At 34.8% G+C, this 17,323-nt stretch carries 20 protein-coding genes and 1 pseudogene; 8 read left to right on the top strand and 13 right to left on the bottom strand.

The features are described 5' to 3' along the window. Window positions 1–101: 101 nt before the first annotated feature. The 13 genes from ACN4EE_RS00105 to ACN4EE_RS00045 all read right to left on the bottom strand — a co-directional run bounded on the left by ACN4EE_RS00105 (window position 102) and on the right by ACN4EE_RS00045 (window position 9,975). Window positions 102–443, bottom strand: coding sequence for a HepT-like ribonuclease domain-containing protein (locus tag ACN4EE_RS00105; RefSeq protein WP_431704353.1), 342 nt, complete (start codon window positions 441–443; stop codon window positions 102–104). Continuing rightward, window positions 415–756 (bottom strand): nucleotidyltransferase family protein, encoded by a 342-nt coding sequence (locus tag ACN4EE_RS00100; protein ID WP_431704352.1) that lies wholly within the window; start codon window positions 754–756, stop codon window positions 415–417. Before ACN4EE_RS00100 ends, ACN4EE_RS00105 begins: the two co-directional genes overlap by 29 nt. A gap of 14 nt (window positions 757–770) precedes the next feature. Continuing rightward, window positions 771–1,535 carry a hypothetical protein gene (locus tag ACN4EE_RS00095; RefSeq protein ID WP_431704351.1) on the bottom strand — a complete coding sequence of 255 codons (765 nt, stop codon included), beginning with the start codon at window positions 1,533–1,535 and terminating at the stop codon, window positions 771–773. 36 nt (window positions 1,536–1,571) lie between these two features. Next, window positions 1,572–2,078: a type IV pilin protein gene (locus ACN4EE_RS00090; protein WP_431704350.1), complete on the bottom strand. Its 507-nt coding sequence runs from the start codon at window positions 2,076–2,078 to the stop codon at window positions 1,572–1,574. Window positions 2,079–2,201: 123 nt separating this feature from the next. Beyond that, on the bottom strand, window positions 2,202–2,732 hold the full coding sequence (locus ACN4EE_RS00085; RefSeq protein WP_431704349.1) for a type IV pilin protein: 531 nt from the start codon (window positions 2,730–2,732) through the stop codon (window positions 2,202–2,204). A 123-nt stretch (window positions 2,733–2,855) separates the two neighbouring features. Further along, entirely contained in the window at window positions 2,856–2,993 is a 138-nt protein-coding gene (locus ACN4EE_RS00080) for a hypothetical protein (RefSeq protein ID WP_431704348.1), read from the bottom strand. Window positions 2,994–3,020: 27 nt separating this feature from the next. Continuing rightward, the gene (locus tag ACN4EE_RS00075; RefSeq protein ID WP_431704347.1) at window positions 3,021–3,905 is read right to left on the bottom strand and encodes an RpnC/YadD family protein; all 885 of its coding nucleotides are present in this window, start codon (window positions 3,903–3,905) and stop codon (window positions 3,021–3,023) included. A gap of 86 nt (window positions 3,906–3,991) precedes the next feature. Continuing rightward, the gene (locus ACN4EE_RS00070) at window positions 3,992–4,204 is read right to left on the bottom strand and encodes a hypothetical protein (RefSeq protein WP_431704346.1); all 213 of its coding nucleotides are present in this window, start codon (window positions 4,202–4,204) and stop codon (window positions 3,992–3,994) included. Window positions 4,205–4,233: 29 nt separating this feature from the next. Beyond that, window positions 4,234–4,626, bottom strand: a complete 393-nt coding sequence (locus ACN4EE_RS00065) for a hypothetical protein (protein ID WP_431704345.1) — start codon at window positions 4,624–4,626, stop codon at window positions 4,234–4,236. Between the two features lie 181 nt (window positions 4,627–4,807). Then, complete coding sequence (locus ACN4EE_RS00060; protein ID WP_431704344.1) at window positions 4,808–4,981, bottom strand: hypothetical protein; 174 nt, start codon at window positions 4,979–4,981, stop codon at window positions 4,808–4,810. Between the two features lie 173 nt (window positions 4,982–5,154). Beyond that, window positions 5,155–7,170, bottom strand: coding sequence for an elongation factor G (locus ACN4EE_RS00055; protein WP_431704477.1), 2,016 nt, complete (start codon window positions 7,168–7,170; stop codon window positions 5,155–5,157). A gap of 237 nt (window positions 7,171–7,407) precedes the next feature. Beyond that, a complete protein-coding gene (locus ACN4EE_RS00050) occupies window positions 7,408–7,836 on the bottom strand; it encodes a YlqD family protein (RefSeq protein ID WP_431704343.1) in 429 nt (142 codons plus the stop codon). Between the two features lie 222 nt (window positions 7,837–8,058). Further along, window positions 8,059–9,975 (bottom strand): AMP-dependent synthetase/ligase, encoded by a 1,917-nt coding sequence (locus ACN4EE_RS00045; protein WP_431704342.1) that lies wholly within the window; start codon window positions 9,973–9,975, stop codon window positions 8,059–8,061. 432 nt (window positions 9,976–10,407) lie between these two features. Between ACN4EE_RS00045 and ACN4EE_RS00040 the strand changes: the two are divergent. The 8 genes and pseudogenes from ACN4EE_RS00040 to ACN4EE_RS00005 form a co-directional block, all read left to right on the top strand. Further along, window positions 10,408–10,632: pseudogene (locus ACN4EE_RS00040) on the top strand (RNA-guided endonuclease TnpB family protein); the annotation flags it as partial. 49 nt (window positions 10,633–10,681) lie between these two features. Continuing rightward, window positions 10,682–11,416: a hypothetical protein gene (locus tag ACN4EE_RS00035; RefSeq protein ID WP_431704341.1), complete on the top strand. Its 735-nt coding sequence runs from the start codon at window positions 10,682–10,684 to the stop codon at window positions 11,414–11,416. Window positions 11,417–11,909: 493 nt separating this feature from the next. Beyond that, a complete protein-coding gene (dnaK, locus tag ACN4EE_RS00030) occupies window positions 11,910–13,805 on the top strand; it encodes a molecular chaperone DnaK (protein ID WP_431704340.1) in 1,896 nt (631 codons plus the stop codon). Between the two features lie 516 nt (window positions 13,806–14,321). After that, window positions 14,322–14,603: a hypothetical protein gene (locus ACN4EE_RS00025; protein WP_431704339.1), complete on the top strand. Its 282-nt coding sequence runs from the start codon at window positions 14,322–14,324 to the stop codon at window positions 14,601–14,603. Window positions 14,604–14,907: 304 nt separating this feature from the next. After that, window positions 14,908–15,165 (top strand): hypothetical protein, encoded by a 258-nt coding sequence (locus ACN4EE_RS00020; RefSeq protein ID WP_431704338.1) that lies wholly within the window; start codon window positions 14,908–14,910, stop codon window positions 15,163–15,165. Then, entirely contained in the window at window positions 15,162–15,575 is a 414-nt protein-coding gene (locus ACN4EE_RS00015; protein ID WP_431704337.1) for a type II toxin-antitoxin system VapC family toxin, read from the top strand. The genes ACN4EE_RS00020 and ACN4EE_RS00015 overlap by 4 nt, the downstream gene beginning before the upstream one ends. Window positions 15,576–15,706: 131 nt before the next feature. Next, window positions 15,707–16,285, top strand: a complete 579-nt coding sequence (locus ACN4EE_RS00010) for a DUF3780 domain-containing protein (RefSeq protein WP_431704336.1) — start codon at window positions 15,707–15,709, stop codon at window positions 16,283–16,285. Between the two features lie 35 nt (window positions 16,286–16,320). Beyond that, entirely contained in the window at window positions 16,321–17,274 is a 954-nt protein-coding gene (locus tag ACN4EE_RS00005) for a DEAD/DEAH box helicase (RefSeq protein ID WP_431704335.1), read from the top strand. The last annotated feature ends 49 nt before the right edge of the window (window positions 17,275–17,323 follow it).

The following is a 17,323-nucleotide window of genomic DNA, read 5'->3' as shown; positions in this document are numbered from 1 at the left end:
TTACACAATGGAAATAATAAGGATATTTTGTCATTGCGAGGTACGAAGTAATCTTAATTAATTAGGTTTTTCATTATTTTTAGTCAGAAATTGAACAAAAATCAATCAGATTTTGCTGGTAAAAGAGGAGTAATATAACTTAAAAGTTCAGGAATATAATTAATCACAACTTGCCAAACTAAATCTAATTTTACTTCATCATAATCATGCACCAAACGATCTCGCATTCCTGCAATTTTTCGCCATTCAATGTGAGGGTGATTTTCTCTAAACTCAGAAGATAATCTTTTTACCACTTCACCAATAATTGTGATTTCATACAAAACAGCAAGATAAGTTTTTTCATCATCAAAAAAATTCTCTTTAGTCATGTTATCAGTTAATCTTAAAATTGTTTCACAAAGATTAGCAATATCAAGTAAATAAGACTGATCGTAATTCATAAATAACTTTTGAGGTGTTTAAAATATTTTGGCGACGTAACCAATTGTGGCTATCAACAATCGATCGTTTTTCAATCAAATCAACTTTACGCTCTGTCAACTTTTCTAATTGATATTGAATATCGACTAAATCCATTAAACTAAGTTGAAATTCAGGCTGAAAAACCACTAAAAAATCCACATCACTATTACTATTAAAATCATCCCTTAAAACTGAACCAAAAAGCGATAATTCTTGAATGTGATTTTGTTCACAAAAATCTTTAATTTTTTGGGGAGTTAAATTGAGTCTTTTCTCTATTTTTTCGTTCATAATCACACCTAAAGTTAATTATCAAAATCTACTCTAATCATATTACCTTCCACAATAATTTTACCTCCTAGTTCATCAATTTGTTTTTTCGCAATTTCCCTAGTTTGCTCATCTCTGGCATTAACAACAATGCTCAACCAAGCCGATGCGGTAATTTTACGGTTATCGGGTTCTGTTTCTAAAAATTTCACTGTGGCTTCTGCTAAAACTGCACTATGCAAACTATTTTCTGTGTTTTCCTGTCTCGCCCAATTGGCACCCATAGTATAAGAATATTTTGCCCCTTCGAGATCATTTAAAAATAATATTTGTAAAATTCCCTTATATAACCATAATTGATAAGCTAGTGTTTGTGTCGGTTTAACTTTATCTAAGGTTTTACTGATTAATTCAGCACTTAATCGGGGTTTTCCTGCAAAAAGAGTGTTAGCAGGTTCGAGAATAAAATGAGATGTAACAAAATAGGGATCACGATTAACGACTATTTGATAATAGTCTGGAATTAAATTATATCCAGTTATATTTCTTGCTTCGGCATTACCGTAATATTGGATGAAATTTAAAAAAGTAATATCTGCGATTAAATTATTAAAGCCTAGAGATGGTATTCTTTTGAAAAAAGAAAGTTGAAGGGAATCTTTCTGTTCTAGTTTTTTATATTCTTCTTCTGAAATTGATTGATCAGTTTTATTAATGAAAGGAATTTGTAGCTTAATAATTCCACTGACTGATATACTAAATATGACAAAGAAAGAAATAATTTTTTGTATGTCAAACATAATCTCTTACAACAGGAATGATAATTAAAGATATTATTATCTTATCCTTTCAAAACCGTTACAATCTGTACCAGAGGATGGTGCTGAAATTTGATTAGCCGCATTTAATGACTGACAAGCTATTAAGTGATAATCTCCGGCATCAAAAAACACTCCCCCAGAGAATCCTTTGGTACCATCATTAAGGGCATCATTATTAACCAACTGTATAGTTGCATAGTCGGAAGTAACATCAAAAATGTACTCATCTATATATTTACTGTTGATATAGATATTCAGAGTTCTAAGAGTATCTTGGGGAGTGCTACTAAGGGCAAAAACACCTTTTTCCCAATGATAGGCTTGTTGATAGCGATTAATTAAACCTATGGCATTCTGAAATTCTATGTTTCTTGACTTTCCCACCTGATTTAAAAAGTTAGGCAATGCTATAGCTGATAAAATTCCTAAGATAATAATCACAACTAATAGCTCAACCAACGTAAATCCTTTGGTACAACGGAGGGAAAGATATAAATATTTATAATTATCTATTTTTTTCATCGTTGATACCTTTAAGTTAAAACACGATATTTAGTATAAAAACCAGACAGAAAAGATCTATCTGGTTTTGTGACATTCATCAAATATTTTTACACTTAAATATTTCTACTTAAGACATTGTGATTAGCGTATTGGTACTCCAGCAGCACAAACAACAGAAGTGGGGTTAGTTACAGTAGGTGCCGCTAGGCCAGTAGCAACTTCGTTACTTTGACAAAGAACTTGACTATAGTTACCATTTTCATGACCGATAGCACCAGAATAAGCTCTAGTACCATCATTAGCAGCGTTGGTATTTGCAGGAGTGAAAACAGCACTAACACCAGAGGATACGGAAATTAGATCAGTACCAGAAGAAGTAATATTGGTGATATATTGGGAGGGAATTTTAAGACCTAAGTTTGCTAAGTTAGGGCTGAAATTTTGACGCTCAAAATGGTAGGATTGTTGAGAACGATTTACTGTACCCACAGCATTTTTGATTTCGGTTTCTCTGGCTTTACCAACTTGGCTTAAAAGGTTAGGTAACGCAACGGCCGCTAATACACCGATAATGATTACTACGACTAAGAGTTCAATTAAAGTAAAACCTTCGTTATTGGCTTTTTTGTTGCGGAGGTAGGCTAAATATTTTAAAGTTACTTCGGGTTTCATAATTCTTTTCTCCTGTGAGAGTTAAGTTTAAATGTTTATTTTTTTCTCTATGCACATCTTACCCTCGATCGATCAAAAACCTATCACCCTATCAAAAATTTTTTTATTTTTCTTATTCCCCCCTTAAGTAAGGGGGGTTAGGGGGGATATTCTTTGCAATGACGGAGAGGGGGTTCGATCGATTTTGAGAGATTGCTTCGTGCCTCGCAATGACGGAATAAGGGAGGTTCGATCGATTTTGTGTCTGTAGGGGTTGAACATTGTTCAACCCAAAATAAAACATCGCCTTTATGATTGAGAGGCTTTTATGACATCCTCAAGGGGTAGATTCAAACGAGTGGCAATTTCTTCTACAGTCATACCTAACTGCCTTAAAAGAGGCACAGTTTCTAGTTTACCTTCCAGTTTACCTTCCAGTTTACCTTCTAGTTTCCCCTGTTGGAGTCCTTGTTGAAGTCCTTGTCTTTCGACTTGTGCCATTTTATCTCGGTATATTTGTCTTAGGCTCATAATTAATGTTTCATCCTCCTGAATTAATCCTTGTTTTTGTCTTTGTTTGGTTTCAAGTTTGTCCAATAATCCATAAACTAATTCTAATATATTCTCTCGATAGGGATTATCGGGTGGTAATGCTTTTAATTCCTCGATAGCTTCCACTTGAATTTTACCTTTACCTAAGATTCTTAACCATAAGGTATTTTTATTCTTCGGTAATTGATGAATGGCAACGATACCAGTGGACAATATTTGAGGGAAAAAATAGACTCCTTTTTCCCAATTTTCTTCTGGGTCTGCTTTTGATTGTGCTAGGATTTCCTGAGAAATAGTGGGAGTGAGAATCCATAAAAAGGGTAACTCAGAATCGGGATTTCCTTCTTTTTTCTCCGCCCTCAGATAATTTCTATGCAATGTTAATAGTTTATTAACACATTCTTTGATTTGGTCTTTACTTACGGCATTGCGATAAACTTCTATAATACAGGTGGACTGGGCTAATTTGCCTAATAATCCTAATGTTTCTGGGGATGTGGGTACGGGTTTTGTGGGAGTAAACATAACATCGATTTCTCTTTTTTCGCTCATCACATCCACCGAGGGGGTGACAATACCATATTCCCGATACAATTCGGGGAGGTATTCTTTGGCAAATTCATCGTGAGGAAACTGAGACATTGTTGAAATGAAATTAGGTTGTTTTATTTTATCCTATCATAAAGATTGCTTCGTACCTCGCAATGACAAGGGAGGGTTCGATCGAGTTATGGAGATTGCTTCGTGCCTCGCAATGACAAAGGAGGTTCGATGGAGATTACTTTGTGCCTCGCAATGACAGGATAGGGAGGTTCGATGGAGATTACTTTGTGCCTCGCAATGACAGGATAGGGAGGTTCGATGGAGATTACTTTGTGCCTCGCAATGACAGGATAGGGAGGTTCGATCGAGTTATGGAGAGATTGCTTCGTGCCTCGCAATGACAGGGGGAATGTTCGATCGATTTTAGCTAAAATTTTCCATCACGAAGAAGCCAAAAAAGAGTAGTAATAAGTCCAGTAATAACAATAATTGCAACTTGTCTCCAGTTTTTTAGTTCTCCAACTTTCTCTGATAAATCCGACATCTTTTCGGCAACTTTATCCGCTTTATCTGTTGCTTTGGTTATTTGCGGTTTCCAATCATCTAATCGTTTATTAACATCGTCAAATCTTTTATTAACGTCATCAAATCTTTTATTGACATCATCAAATCTTTTATTAACACCGTTAAGACTTTCTCTTATTACTGCGACTTCCACTGTTAAATTATTAACTTTCGAGTTAATCTGTTCGTTTTGGATGATGACACGATTCATCATATCCTTTAAATCTTTTAAGTCATTTTCTGTTACTGTATTCATGTTAGAATCTCCACATTGTTAAGTTTGGGAAGCAAAAAAAATTGCTCAATTCTCCTTTAGCTCATATTTTAGAGCAGGTTCGATCGAGATTGCTTCGTTACCTCGCAATGACAAGGGAGGGTTCGATCGAGTTTTGTCTGTAGGGGTTGAACACTTTTCAACCCAAAATAAAGCATCGCCTTTATGATTGAGAGGCTTTAATGACATCCTCAAGAGGTAACTCTAAACGGGTAGCTATTTCTTCTACACTCATGCCTAATTGCCTTAAAAGGGGTACTGTTTCTAGTTTGCCCTCAAGTTTGCCTTGTCTTTCAACTTCAGCCATTTTATCTCGATATAATTGTTTTAAACTCATAATTAATGTTTCATCCTCCTGAATTAATGCTTACCGAGATTTTTTAATTTTTATAGTTTTGACACAATAGATGAAAAATCAGTATTAATTTTATTAATAAAATACGGGCAAGAAGCCCGTTTTATGGTAGAAAAATTATTGAAAAAGTTTAATAAAACAAGCAACTTACTTCTCTAACTAAGTATTTTAGATGTCACTTTATCAGGTACTTGATCTAAATGATCATATTGCCAGTTAAAAAAGCCTACTCCTAAACTCAACGATCGAAGTTCGATTATAAAGTCCTGCATTTCACCTTGAGGTAAATAAGCATTAACTTGATCCCAATTTTTCCAGTCTTCGATCGCATCATAACCTAAAATTTGCCCTCGATGGGTACTAACTAACTGCAATACTTTTGAGGTAAACTCCGAAGGTACAGAAATATCCACTTGTAAAATCGGTTCGAGTAAAATAGGCTCACATTGGGGCAATCCTTCCGTCATGGCAATTCGTGCTGCCTGTTTAAAAGCCTGTTCAGAACTGTCCACAGAATGATATGATCCATCGGTAAGGGTGACGCTGATGTCCACTACAGGATAACCTAAAACTCCCTGTTGTAAATATTCCCTTACTCCCATTTCTACCCCCGGAATGTACTGTTTCGGCACAACACCACCGACAATAGTTTGCCCAAATTGGAAGCCTTCCCCTCTTTCTAAAGGCTTAATATCTAAATATACATCACCGAACGCCCCATGACCACCACTTTGATGTTTATAGCGCCCATGAATAGTTGTACCCTTGCGAATCGTCTCTTTATAAGGAATTTTGGGGTTTTGGGTTAGTAAAGATAAGTTATATTTATTTTTTAATCTTTCTAAGGTGACTTGTAAATGAATTTCTCCTTGTCCCCACAAAATAACTTCATGGGTGTTTTCGTCTTGTTCCCATTTCAAAGAGGGATCTTCATCGAGGATTTTGGCGATCGCACTGGAGATTTTCACTTCATCACGGCGGTTTTCAGCGACTACTGCTTTAGCATACACAGGTTCAAAAATTTGAGCTTGGGGTAAAGATTGAATGGTTTTTGTGGAATCCGTAAGGGTTTCTCCTGTTTTAATGCCTTCAAGTCTGCCTAATGCCACAATTTCTCCAACTTCCGCAGAATTTAAGGATTTTTGTTGACTACCCATTAAACGATACATTCCGCCGACTCTGACACCGTTGAGAGTCATACCATCGGTTAACTTACCCTGCCAAACTCTGACTAAAGACAGTCTTCCACCCTGACTATTATAGTAAGTTTTCAATACTTGAGCGATGGCTGGTTCTTGAGTTAAGCTATTTAAACCTCGTCTTTGGGAAGTGACGCTAGGTTCTGGTGCTTCCTTCGTGAGACAATCTAGTAAAGGGCGCACTCCGTAGTCTTCGGAAGCAATACCAAAAAATACTGGCACAATCAAATCTGCGCCTAATTCCATTTTTAAATCCTTAACAATTTCTTCTTGAGGAGGCTCGATTTCTTCGATTAATTCTTCCAATAAGTGATCATCAAAATCTGCTAAGGTTTCTAACATCTCCTGTCTTGTCTGGGTTTCAATTTCCTTTAAATCGTCGGGAAAAGAGACTAAATCCGCTTGACTACCTTGATGATAATGATAGGCTTGTTCTGTGACTAAATCAATGTAACCGATGATGTCTTGATCTTGTTTGATGGGGTATTGTTGCGGTACAAGAGGACGACTAGAAACATCTTTGATTGCTTTTAGCACATCTAAAAAGGAGTCTTGCGATCGATCCATTTTATTGATATACACTAGATGAGGTATTTGCCAATCATCGAGGAATTTAAACAAGGGTGCGAGGGTTAAAACCTTACTCACAGAAGGCTCACAAACGATAATCGCCATTCCTGCGCCGACTAAAGCGTTATAGGTTTCTTGCATAAATTCCACCGATCCCGGACAATCAAGAAAAGTAAAGTTAATACCCTCATAGTCGGTATAGGCGCTAGTAATTTCGATCGTCATTTTACGGTTTTTGGCTTCGAGGGAAAAATCCCCTACACTGTTACCATCATTGACATTGCCTTTGCGATTAATTGCCCCTGAAACGAATAATAAACTTTCCAATAAAGTAGTTTTTCCACTAGAATAAGGACCTACAATGGCTATATTCCTGATGGATTCACCGTTATTTTGAGTCATAATTGCTACTCCTAATGTAACGTTAATTCTCATGTCTGATGTATCAGCAAATCTTGATTCACAAGAGACTTAAGAGAATCATCTTTATTTTTAAAGTAACTTATTTTCAGCTTTAGGGGGTAGATTATGTAACTTATCTTAATTAGGGGTTGCTGAAAAAGTATTGTGATGAAAGTAGGGAAAAGGGAAAAGTAGATAATTCTTCATTCTTCATTCTTCATTTTTCATTCTTCATTCTTAAAGATTTCCTCTAATCTCCTCAATTACACCATCTCTTAAAATGATTTCCACATTTAATTTTTCTACCAAATTATCCCCTTCTTTTACCTCAAAAAAACTTTCCATTTGTGCTTGAAATACCTCTTGCCCTAATTCTAATAATTGGACTTGTTGCATTTGCTGTAAAAATTGGTTTTTTTGTTGCAACATTTCGCCTTTTTTTTGGTTAACTTGCCCTTGAATATTCTCGATTTGTTGAGGTGCTTGTAAACTACCTTGTTTCCTAATTTCAGCGATGGCACTTTGACCTTGTTGATCTAACTGTATCATTTGTTGGTCAATTTGAGTGATTTGAGCTTGTAATTGTTTTTGGGCTTCATCCTGCCAAGCGGGGGTAACAATTACTTTAACATTTACTGGACGCTTTAAGGTTAATTTTTTTGTCATGATGCAAAAATTTTCTCTTGTTTTAATTTAATTTTTTTATACTTTCAGTATGATAAATTATTCCTTGAAAAAAGTGTTGATAAATTAATTTTCTTTAGAAAAATCATCGGCGTTAATCAATCACCCTCGTTGAAATAAATTTCAACGCTAATAGCTTAAGTCTGCTAAAGCGACTAAGTTTTCATTCCTAATTCCTCATTCCTAATTCCTCATTTCTAATTATTAAAGAAACATAGAGTTAATCATATCCTGATAATGACTTGTTATGACAGGGCGTTTGATTTTTAGGGTTTGAGTCATCATACCATTGTCCATAGAAAAAGGCTCTAAAATGAGCTTAAATGCCCCAATTCGATCGTCTGGGCGGTATCCTGCTCTGTTTTTGACTTCACGGGCTAATTCTTGTTTATAAAGGCTTAAAACCTCTTTAGCGTAAAGATCGGTTTGTTCGATCGAGTCCAAACTCATGGTAACATCAGGAAAGGTTAAACTCAAATTTTGCGAAGTTGCCCATTTTTGCAACGCATCGAGATTCGGTACGATTAATGCTCCTAAGTACTTTTGATCTTGTCCGACTACCATAATTTGATCGATGTAAGGGCTACGCACACAAGCATCCTCAAGGGGTTGCGGTTCAATGTTTTCACCGTTACTTAGTACGATCGTATCCTTTGCCCTGCCCGTGATGACTAAATCATTTTGGGGTGTCACCATGCCTAAATCTCCACTGTCAAACCATCCATCCCTATCAATAGCCTTAGCGGTAGCTTCAGGATTTTTATAGTAACCCTGCATAACTTGAGTGCCTTTGATACATACTAAGCCAATTTTTCCTACAGGTAAGGCTTCTTTGGTTTCCAAGTCGATAATTTTAATTTCTGTTTCGGGGATAGGTTGCCCAGAAGCTCCAACAATATTTCTGTGCATTCTTCTGGCATTGGTGACGGGGGATGTTTCGGTTAAGCCGTAACCCACAATCAGGGGAATACCGACAATTTGAAAGAAATTATCAATATGTTTAGCTAACGAACCACCGCCACTAATCCATGTTTTAACACAACCACCAACGCCATCTCGTATTTTTTGATACACTAATTTATCCCCCAATTTATGGAGGGGTAATAATAATAAGGCGGTAATTTGGGCAGTAATTTTTTCGATCGAAGAAGGGTTAAGATTATCTAGGGTTAAGCCTTGAGCAATTCGGGTAGCGTCCAAATATTTCTGTGACACTGAGAGGAAGAAAGAGACGATTTTTTGTTGAGTTTTACTACCATCTCGAAATTGTTTTTGCACTCCTTCATAAATAGATTCCCATAAACGAGGCACTCCTACCATAAAATGAGGACGAAATTCCTTTAAATCTCCTTTAAAATAGCGAATATTGGTATAAATTAGGGTTGTCCCCCTTGATAGTAAAAAATACTCTGCCGCTCTTTCGTAGGAGTGCCAACTCGGCAAAATACTCAAAATTCGATCGCCGGGTAACGGTTTGATAACGGTTTCCAAATAACGCACCTGATGCAATAGGTTACGATGACTTAACATCACCCCTTTAGGTTGTCCTGTTGTGCCTGATGTGTAAATTAATGTAGCTAAATCATCGATGTTTTGAGATACGGGGGTAAAGGTATTATTTGCCCCTAACTTCATAAATTGCTGAAAATTGTAGATAGGTTGAGCAAATTCCGTTTCTATGGCTTCATCGGAAAGTAAAATAATGGATTTTAAGCTAAATTCCGTCAATTCAGGCTCTAATTTCTTGAGGGTAGCCAAATCTTGAATGACAAGGACAGTGCTATCACTATGTTCTAAAATATATAATAACTCTTTTCGATCGGCTTGGGACGATCGAACTGCGTCCACACACCCATTACGGATTATACCTTGATCTGCTATCAACCAACGAGGGCTATTATCAGCGAATAGGGCGATTTTTTCTCCCGACTCTACCCCCAAAGATTGCAAAGCTGAGGCAAATTGTTTAATATTTCGATCGACTCCTCGATAAGTTAACTCAACTTTGGGTTGACTGTGAGGATCAGACAAGGCGATAATATCTCCAAACTGAGACACTACCAAATCCCACATTTCCCCTAAAGAATTAAGCTCAAAGTATTGATTATTAACTTGATTCATAATGGTACTTGTTAAATATTGTTTTTATATTAATTAAGTCTAATTTCCATTAACAGAGAATAGTTAGACTTGTTGACAGTTTAACAAGTGGATGAGATAAAACAAAAATTTCACACAAATATACTTAGGGTTTGCTGAATAAATCAAAAGGTTATTAAAATCAATGGTTTAGGCACACTATATTCACAAAAAGTGTTAATTTTTGGCAATTTTTACTCAAAAACAGGGCATTTCAAATCCGATTATTCACAATACACCTGTGTATTTGTTGAAGAGATAACGCTTCAAAATCTTGATTTTTCATTCTTTAACCTGACACCTGATACCTGATACCTGATACCTGATACCTACCCTCATCAAAATACTTTTTCAGCACCCCCTACTTAAGGCGACAGGTAAAGGGCTAACACAGATAGCTTTGAACAAACATCTGCCAAAGCTATATCTGATGTGGGATGGGTAACTTTTATCAATTTCCTAGAGTATAAACTCAAACAAAAAGGTGGGTTATTAGCGGCAGAAGGCATCAGAAAAATACAGGCGGATGGAACAGCCGTTTCTCCATCTGGAGGCACTGTAAGATCAAAGGGCGGACGCAAGTCCGTCTTGAGGCATAAGCCTGTGAAAGATGAAGCTAACACTAACCTTGCGGTATAGTGTTGGTAGTTCACATTCTGTAAATGATGATCATTAAAATCAGTTAATTATGATAGACATAAATTATTTTTCTCTAGGGGTTTTACTTTGGTTAGGAAGTTGTGGATTTTTAATTATTTTACGGCGGGATGATAATCAATCGGAGGAGGAGAAAACAACCCCTCAATTCCAAGATATTCTTTCCCCTGATGTCAAAAAAATTGAAGTCTTAGAAACTGAATTAGATATTAAAACCCGTGATTTAATTTGCGCACAGGAAAAAATCCAAGCCCTAGAAACTCAATTACAAACGGTACTCGATCGACTAGAATATAATGAAGATAACTATATAAAATCGCAACAAGAATCAGGCATCAAAGTTAAGAATCTGGAAAACCAGATAGAAACATTAGAAAAAACATGTCAGAGATTAAATCAAGAAATAGAAACTTTGCCTCAACAATTAATTAAAGACTGGCAGAAAAAAACCTTTGAATTATTACACACCTTATTAGCAAATTATCCTACCGCTAAAGTTATGGTGAAACTAAAACCAGACTTACCAGCCAAAAATGTCATTACCTTATTAAAACCATTAGATAAAATTTTACATCACTGGAAGATAGAAATCATTGGTAAACCTTGGGAAAAAGTGCCTTATGATTCTTCCATACATTATAGTGACGAAAACTTAACCCCTCAAGAAATAGTTTACATTCGTTTTGTGGGTTATCGTCAAAAAGATAATATTTTACTACCTGCTAAAGTTAGTCGTACATTACCGGGGCAAAATAAAAAATCCTAATTCCCTATTCCCTCTCTCAATCAGTAAACTTAAATGTGTTCTAGCTTACAATTATAGGTCATCTTCAATCATTGCCTGTATTTTGTTAGTTTTTACTGCTTCCACGAGAAGGTGATAGTCTTCTTCGACTTGATTGGCATAAGCAATAGCAAAATAGATTGTATATTTTAAAATTTTAAAATTAATGGAAATAACCCATAATCTTTGTTGCCTCTTGCCTTTTGCCTTTCACAAAGTAAACATACAATTAATTTGCCCATCTACTTACCTCCTGATACCTACCCTCATCAAAATACTTTTTCAGCAGACCCTATTTATCCCTAAAAGGTACGGAAAACTACACTACCAGAAAACGATCGCTTCCTTCAATATAGATATTAGGACATCAATCACTGAGTATTGACTATTAACAATGATATTTATAGATTGAAAATTATCAATAGTCAAGATTGAGTTTATAGAAAATTATATATAGTAAAAGGAAAAAAAATATATGGGAAAAGTCGTAGGTATAGATTTAGGTACAACTAACTCTTGTGTAGCAGTAATGGAAGGGGGCAAACCCGTTGTTATTGCTAACGCTGAGGGTTTTAGAACTACTCCTTCTGTAGTAGCTTATGCTAAAAATGGCGATCGATTAGTCGGACAAATCGCTAAACGTCAAGGGGTAATGAATCCCGAAAATACCTTCTATTCGGTAAAACGTTTCATCGGTAGAAGATTTGATGAAGTTACCAACGAAACCACAGAGGTATCTTATAAAGTATTAAACGTCAATGGTAATGTTAAAATTGACTGCCCCTCCCAAGGTAAACAATTTGCACCCGAAGAAATTTCCGCTCAAGTATTACGCAAATTAGTCGAAGATGCTAGTAAATATTTAGGGGAAACCGTTACCGAAGCAGTAATTACCGTACCTGCTTATTTTAACGATTCTCAACGTCAAGCTACTAAAGATGCTGGAAAAATTGCGGGGATTGAAGTAAAACGTATTATAAACGAACCTACCGCCGCTTCTTTGGCTTATGGTTTAGATAGAAAAAGTAACGAAACTATCTTAGTATTTGACTTAGGTGGTGGTACATTTGACGTTTCTGTTTTGGAAGTGGGAGACGGTGTATTTGAAGTTTTAGCAACCTCTGGTGATACTCACTTAGGAGGAGATGACTTTGATAAAAAAATTGTGGACTATTTAGCGGAAGATTTCAAAGGCAAAGAAGGCATTGATTTACGCAAAGATAAACAGGCTTTACAACGTCTTACCGAAGCCGCAGAAAAGGCTAAAATTGAACTTTCTAGCGTATCTCAAGCAGAAATTAACTTACCCTTCATCACCGCTACCCAAGATGGACCTAAGCACTTAGAATTAACTTTAACTCGTGCTAAATTTGAGTCTTTATGTTCTGATTTGATCGATCGATGTGCTATTCCTGTACAAAATGCTCTCAAAGATTCTAAACTTACTGCTAGTGACATTGATGAGGTTGTATTGGTCGGTGGTTCAACTCGTATCCCCGCTGTGCAAGAAGTAGTTAAAAAAGTTCTCGGAAAAGACCCTAATCAAACCGTTAACCCCGATGAAGTGGTTGCTGTGGGTGCGGCTATTCAAGGGGGCGTTTTAGCAGGAGAAGTTAAAGATATTCTCTTATTGGATGTAACACCTCTTTCCCTTGGGGTAGAAACCCTCGGCGGTGTAATGACCAAAATCATCCCCAGAAATACCACCATCCCCACCAAAAAATCGGAAACCTTCTCCACTGCGGTGGATGGGCAAAGTAACGTGGAAATCCATGTTTTACAAGGTGAGCGTGAATTTTCTAAGGATAACAAGAGTTTGGGTACTTTCCGTTTAGATGGTATTCCTCCTGCTCCCCGTGGCGTACCTCAAATTGAAGTTATCTTCGATATTGATGCTAACGGTATTTTAAATGTAACTGCTAAGGACAAAGGTACTGGTAAAGAACAATCTATTAGTATCACTGGTGCTTCTACTTTACCTGATAGTGAAGTCGATCGTATGGTGAAAGAAGCAGAAGCAAATGCGGCTGCTGACAAAGAAAAACGGGAGCAAGTAGAGCGTAAAAACCAAGCTGATTCTTTAGTTAACCAAGCTGAAAAACAATTAGGTGAGTTAGGTGATAAAGTATCTTCTGATGATAAAGCCAAAGCAGAAGGCTTAATTAAAGACTTGAAAGATGCTGTTGCACAAGATGACGATGAGAAAATTAAAACTGTGATGCCCGAACTACAACAGGTATTGTACACTATCGGCACTAACATTTATCAGCAATCAGGAGGTGCAACCCCCGGCGGAGATTCTACTGGTGGTGCTGACACTGGCTCAAAAAATGCTGGTGACGATGTCATCGATGCTGAATTTTCTGAATAAGACTCGATAATTTTGAGCTAATAGGAGGGTTGAAGATTGTTCAACCCTTATAATTCCCAAAAATATAGCATTTATTAAAATGATGAGGTACAATTTTGAGAGGAAATTTTTGACTATATAAACATTAATGTAATGCGTCCTTATTCTTTGGATTTAAGACAAAAAATCATCTATGCTCGTGAAAATCAACAATTGTCTATTCGTCTAAACGATTGGTGGGCATATTTTCTCGCCTAGAGAGGATTTGTTCGGATTAAAACTGGTATTTGTGGGAGAATTCTCATCCCTTTGATCGTTGATAACAAAGTTTCAGATTGAGTCAATTAATCTTACTTTTAATTATAGTATTAATTACGCTAATTATTATTTTTGAGAGTAGATTGTAACACGAAAGTCGCTAACATAATCAACCTCCTCAACGAATTAGACTTTGTCACTACTTTTTTGACTCAAATCCTTATATATTAAACATTTGAAGTTATTTTTCACTCTTTGACTTTTTCAAATAAGCGAACAATGAGATACGAGTTTTTGGCTAGGTTGAAAAAATATCAAGTAACTGTCTCAGGGGTTAAGGTTTATATTAATGGTACTAATTGGTTAGAATTGACGGTGGATGAGAATTTAACTCTTGATGGTGACAAAATCGAGGAAGCTATTAATTACTTGCGATCTTTTCTGAGTGATGGTGAGGTTGAAATCGATGCACCACAGCTTCATTTTCCTACTGGACAACTTTTGTTAGATTGGGTAGCAGAAGTTAGAACACAAATTAATTCTTATGAAGTTGAGCAATAAAATTATAAATTAGACTTCTTGCAGAAGTCAAGGAAGAGGGAAAAGTGAGAAGAATTGATTAAAATATTTATCAAATGGATGTTAAGTGATTTTTCACTAAGTCCAATTACTGTTTCCGCTTTTTTAGCATTGTTATTAAAATTGCTTAATATGTTGCTAAAGTTTTATATAATTGGAACAAACAACCACTAATAAAAATACTATTAAAGATATTATTTTCATATTTTAAAATCCTCTATTTATGGAGGTTTAATGGGTAAATTATCTATAATTTTAATAATAAATATTGTGACATTTTATAAAGATGAATACTAAAACGTTTGCTTTAACAATAGAAAATGGAAGGTTAATTATTCCTTCAGAAATAGAAAATTATTTGATTAATTGTTCTGATAATATTGAAGTGTCTCTAACTATTAAATCAGAATCTAATTTGGCTAATACTTGGGCTGATTGGTTTGAAGAAGTAGAAAAAATTGAACCAATAAATAACAATAATAAATCTAATAAATACGAAGATTTATTAATTGATAAATATAAAAAACAGGGCTTAGATTTATGATTTTATGTGATACAGCTCCTTTATTTTGCCTAGTAGATAAATCTCAACCACGTCATTTAGCCGTTAAAAACTTTATTAAAAATAATCCTTCTACTCTAATAACAACTTGGTCATGTTTTACCGAAGCTATGTATTTAAGTTTACAAAGAGGTGGATGGATAATGCAAAATAAATTAAGTCAATTATTATTACAAAAATTATTGGTTTTACACTCTATTGAAATAGATGATTATCCTCGTTTATTTCAATTAATGGATAAATACAAAGATCGCCCTATGGATTTAGCTGATGGAACTTTGGTTGTCACGGCAGAAAATTTAAAGCTATCAACTATTTTAACTTTTGATTCTGATTTTTTCTTTTATTTAATAAATGATAAAAATAGTTTTAATGTGATTAATTTAGTTTAAATGCTTTAGGAATTAAGATTAAATAAAATAGAAAAGTTTGCGATAAGAGATTGCTTCGTGCCTCGCAATGACAATGCGATTTAAATAAATTATTGAATTTTTATTCCTTATTGTTTATATATTTTTTATTCATGAAACAAAATTTAAAAACTCTTGGATTTGGTTTTATTCCTCATCAATCAGAACATCATTTTTTAGTTAATATTCCTCGTAATAAAAAAGATAATATTACTATTTCTGAGCATTTAATTTGGGATGAAAATACTGCAAGAAAAGAATTGAGTCTGGCTTTAGGGCAAGAAGATCATAAATTACGGGTTATTTTATCACGTCTTAAATGGGATGCGATCTCCCCAGAAGTGCAAGTTTATTTTAATCAACGATTACGGGAAAATCAATTAAAATCTAGTCAGTGGAAAATGGGGGAAAATTATCTATCTCGTTTATTAGGAAAAGAGTTAGTATTATTATGTTGGTCGATCGAGGATGCAGATCCTAATTTAATCCCTGTAGCCATCAAAAATTGGCTAGGATTAAAGCCTGAAGAGCGTTGGTGGCTTTTTACCATGACAAATGCGGCAACAGGACACGCTATTACAGGACGTAATAAAGGATGGCGTAAAGCAATACGTTATGCCTTAACCGAAAACCCCATATCAGGTTACATTCCTCAAATAGAATCGATCGAGATGCCTTTATTTAATTTATAAATTCAAAAATTTATTATAATTTATTGTTTTCATCAATGAGAAATCACTGTTTTAAACACATTTTTTTAGAAGAAAAACTTTATCAATATATTTATAGAGAACAACAATATAATTTTATTGAAAAATTAGTAGAAAAGATTGAAGTATTTTATCTAAATTCATTAAAGAGAGGAAAATCATACTCAAATATTATTCGTTCAGTTCAAGGAAAAAATATCTATAAAATACGTTATTCACCATCAGAACGTCTCCCATTTAAAATATATGAAAATGATGATTTAGAATTATGTTTAATATTAGGAAATATTCAAAATCATGAAGAAGGGATAAAATTACATCAGCGAGAATATAAATTTACAGAATCTCAAGAACTAATCGAAAATGATTTAACAAATACAGAAGATATATTTCTTAGTCCTTATGAATATGAATTTTCTTATATTGGCAGAATTTGGAGTCAAGAAGAAGAACAACGTTTACAGCAAAATGTCAAAGCAGAATTATTAAGGGTATTAAACAAAGCACAACAAAGTTTTTTAGAACAATCAGGTCCGATTTTGCTTAGAGGCACAGCAGGAAGTGGCAAAACTACTGTTAGTATTTATCGACTACTAAAATCCTCAACAATTAATAAAATCTATGTCACTTACACTTCGGGATTAAAAGAATATGCAAAACAAATATTTAACTCTCTTACTGTTGGTTTAGAACTTAATCCCATTGAATTTATAACTGTGGAAGAACTATTACTAAGTATAATTGCTGGTAGTCATAGTTTTACCCCTTCACAAAAAATGACTTTTGAAATTTTTAAGTCTTTATCTTTTATCGAAAAAGCTGTACAACAACATAAAATTGAACCTTATATTATCTGGGAAGAAATTAGAGGAGTATTAAAACAATGCTCTAAAAACGGGAGCATCCCATTTTGGCAAAAGATAAATAATAACAAACTGTATATCTCTAAAATTTTTTCAAAGTTCCATTGAGAATTAATTGATCATCATCAATTTACTTTGTTGAATTTTGACCGTAGAA

Origin of the sequence: Geminocystis sp. CENA526 (assembly GCF_050753365.1) — a bacterium.
GTDB lineage: Bacteria > Cyanobacteriota > Cyanobacteriia > Cyanobacteriales > Cyanobacteriaceae > Geminocystis.
The sequence above is the reverse complement of the archived record's forward strand: the minus strand, read 5'-3'. Positions and strand labels throughout refer to the sequence as shown.

Coding starts and splice junctions, on each gene's coding strand:
- ACN4EE_RS00105 (WP_431704353.1), bottom strand. CDS start 443: ATGAATTACGATCAGTCTTATTTACTTGATATTGCTAATCTTTGTGAA.
- ACN4EE_RS00100 (WP_431704352.1), bottom strand. CDS start 756: ATGAACGAAAAAATAGAGAAAAGACTCAATTTAACTCCCCAAAAAATT.
- ACN4EE_RS00095 (WP_431704351.1), bottom strand. CDS start 1,535: ATGTTTGACATACAAAAAATTATTTCTTTCTTTGTCATATTTAGTATA.
- ACN4EE_RS00090 (WP_431704350.1), bottom strand. CDS start 2,078: ATGAAAAAAATAGATAATTATAAATATTTATATCTTTCCCTCCGTTGT.
- ACN4EE_RS00085 (WP_431704349.1), bottom strand. CDS start 2,732: ATGAAACCCGAAGTAACTTTAAAATATTTAGCCTACCTCCGCAACAAA.
- ACN4EE_RS00080 (WP_431704348.1), bottom strand. CDS start 2,993: ATGTTCAACCCCTACAGACACAAAATCGATCGAACCTCCCTTATTCCG.
- ACN4EE_RS00075 (WP_431704347.1), bottom strand. CDS start 3,905: ATGTCTCAGTTTCCTCACGATGAATTTGCCAAAGAATACCTCCCCGAA.
- ACN4EE_RS00065 (WP_431704345.1), bottom strand. CDS start 4,626: ATGAATACAGTAACAGAAAATGACTTAAAAGATTTAAAGGATATGATG.
- ACN4EE_RS00060 (WP_431704344.1), bottom strand. CDS start 4,981: ATGAGTTTAAAACAATTATATCGAGATAAAATGGCTGAAGTTGAAAGA.
- ACN4EE_RS00055 (WP_431704477.1), bottom strand. CDS start 7,170: ATGACTCAAAATAACGGTGAATCCATCAGGAATATAGCCATTGTAGGT.
- ACN4EE_RS00050 (WP_431704343.1), bottom strand. CDS start 7,836: ATGACAAAAAAATTAACCTTAAAGCGTCCAGTAAATGTTAAAGTAATT.
- ACN4EE_RS00045 (WP_431704342.1), bottom strand. CDS start 9,975: ATGAATCAAGTTAATAATCAATACTTTGAGCTTAATTCTTTAGGGGAA.
- ACN4EE_RS00035 (WP_431704341.1), top strand. CDS start 10,682: ATGATAGACATAAATTATTTTTCTCTAGGGGTTTTACTTTGGTTAGGA.
- dnaK (WP_431704340.1), top strand. CDS start 11,910: ATGGGAAAAGTCGTAGGTATAGATTTAGGTACAACTAACTCTTGTGTA.
- ACN4EE_RS00025 (WP_431704339.1), top strand. CDS start 14,322: ATGAGATACGAGTTTTTGGCTAGGTTGAAAAAATATCAAGTAACTGTC.
- ACN4EE_RS00020 (WP_431704338.1), top strand. CDS start 14,908: ATGAATACTAAAACGTTTGCTTTAACAATAGAAAATGGAAGGTTAATT.
- ACN4EE_RS00015 (WP_431704337.1), top strand. CDS start 15,162: ATGATTTTATGTGATACAGCTCCTTTATTTTGCCTAGTAGATAAATCT.
- ACN4EE_RS00010 (WP_431704336.1), top strand. CDS start 15,707: ATGAAACAAAATTTAAAAACTCTTGGATTTGGTTTTATTCCTCATCAA.
- ACN4EE_RS00005 (WP_431704335.1), top strand. CDS start 16,321: ATGAGAAATCACTGTTTTAAACACATTTTTTTAGAAGAAAAACTTTAT.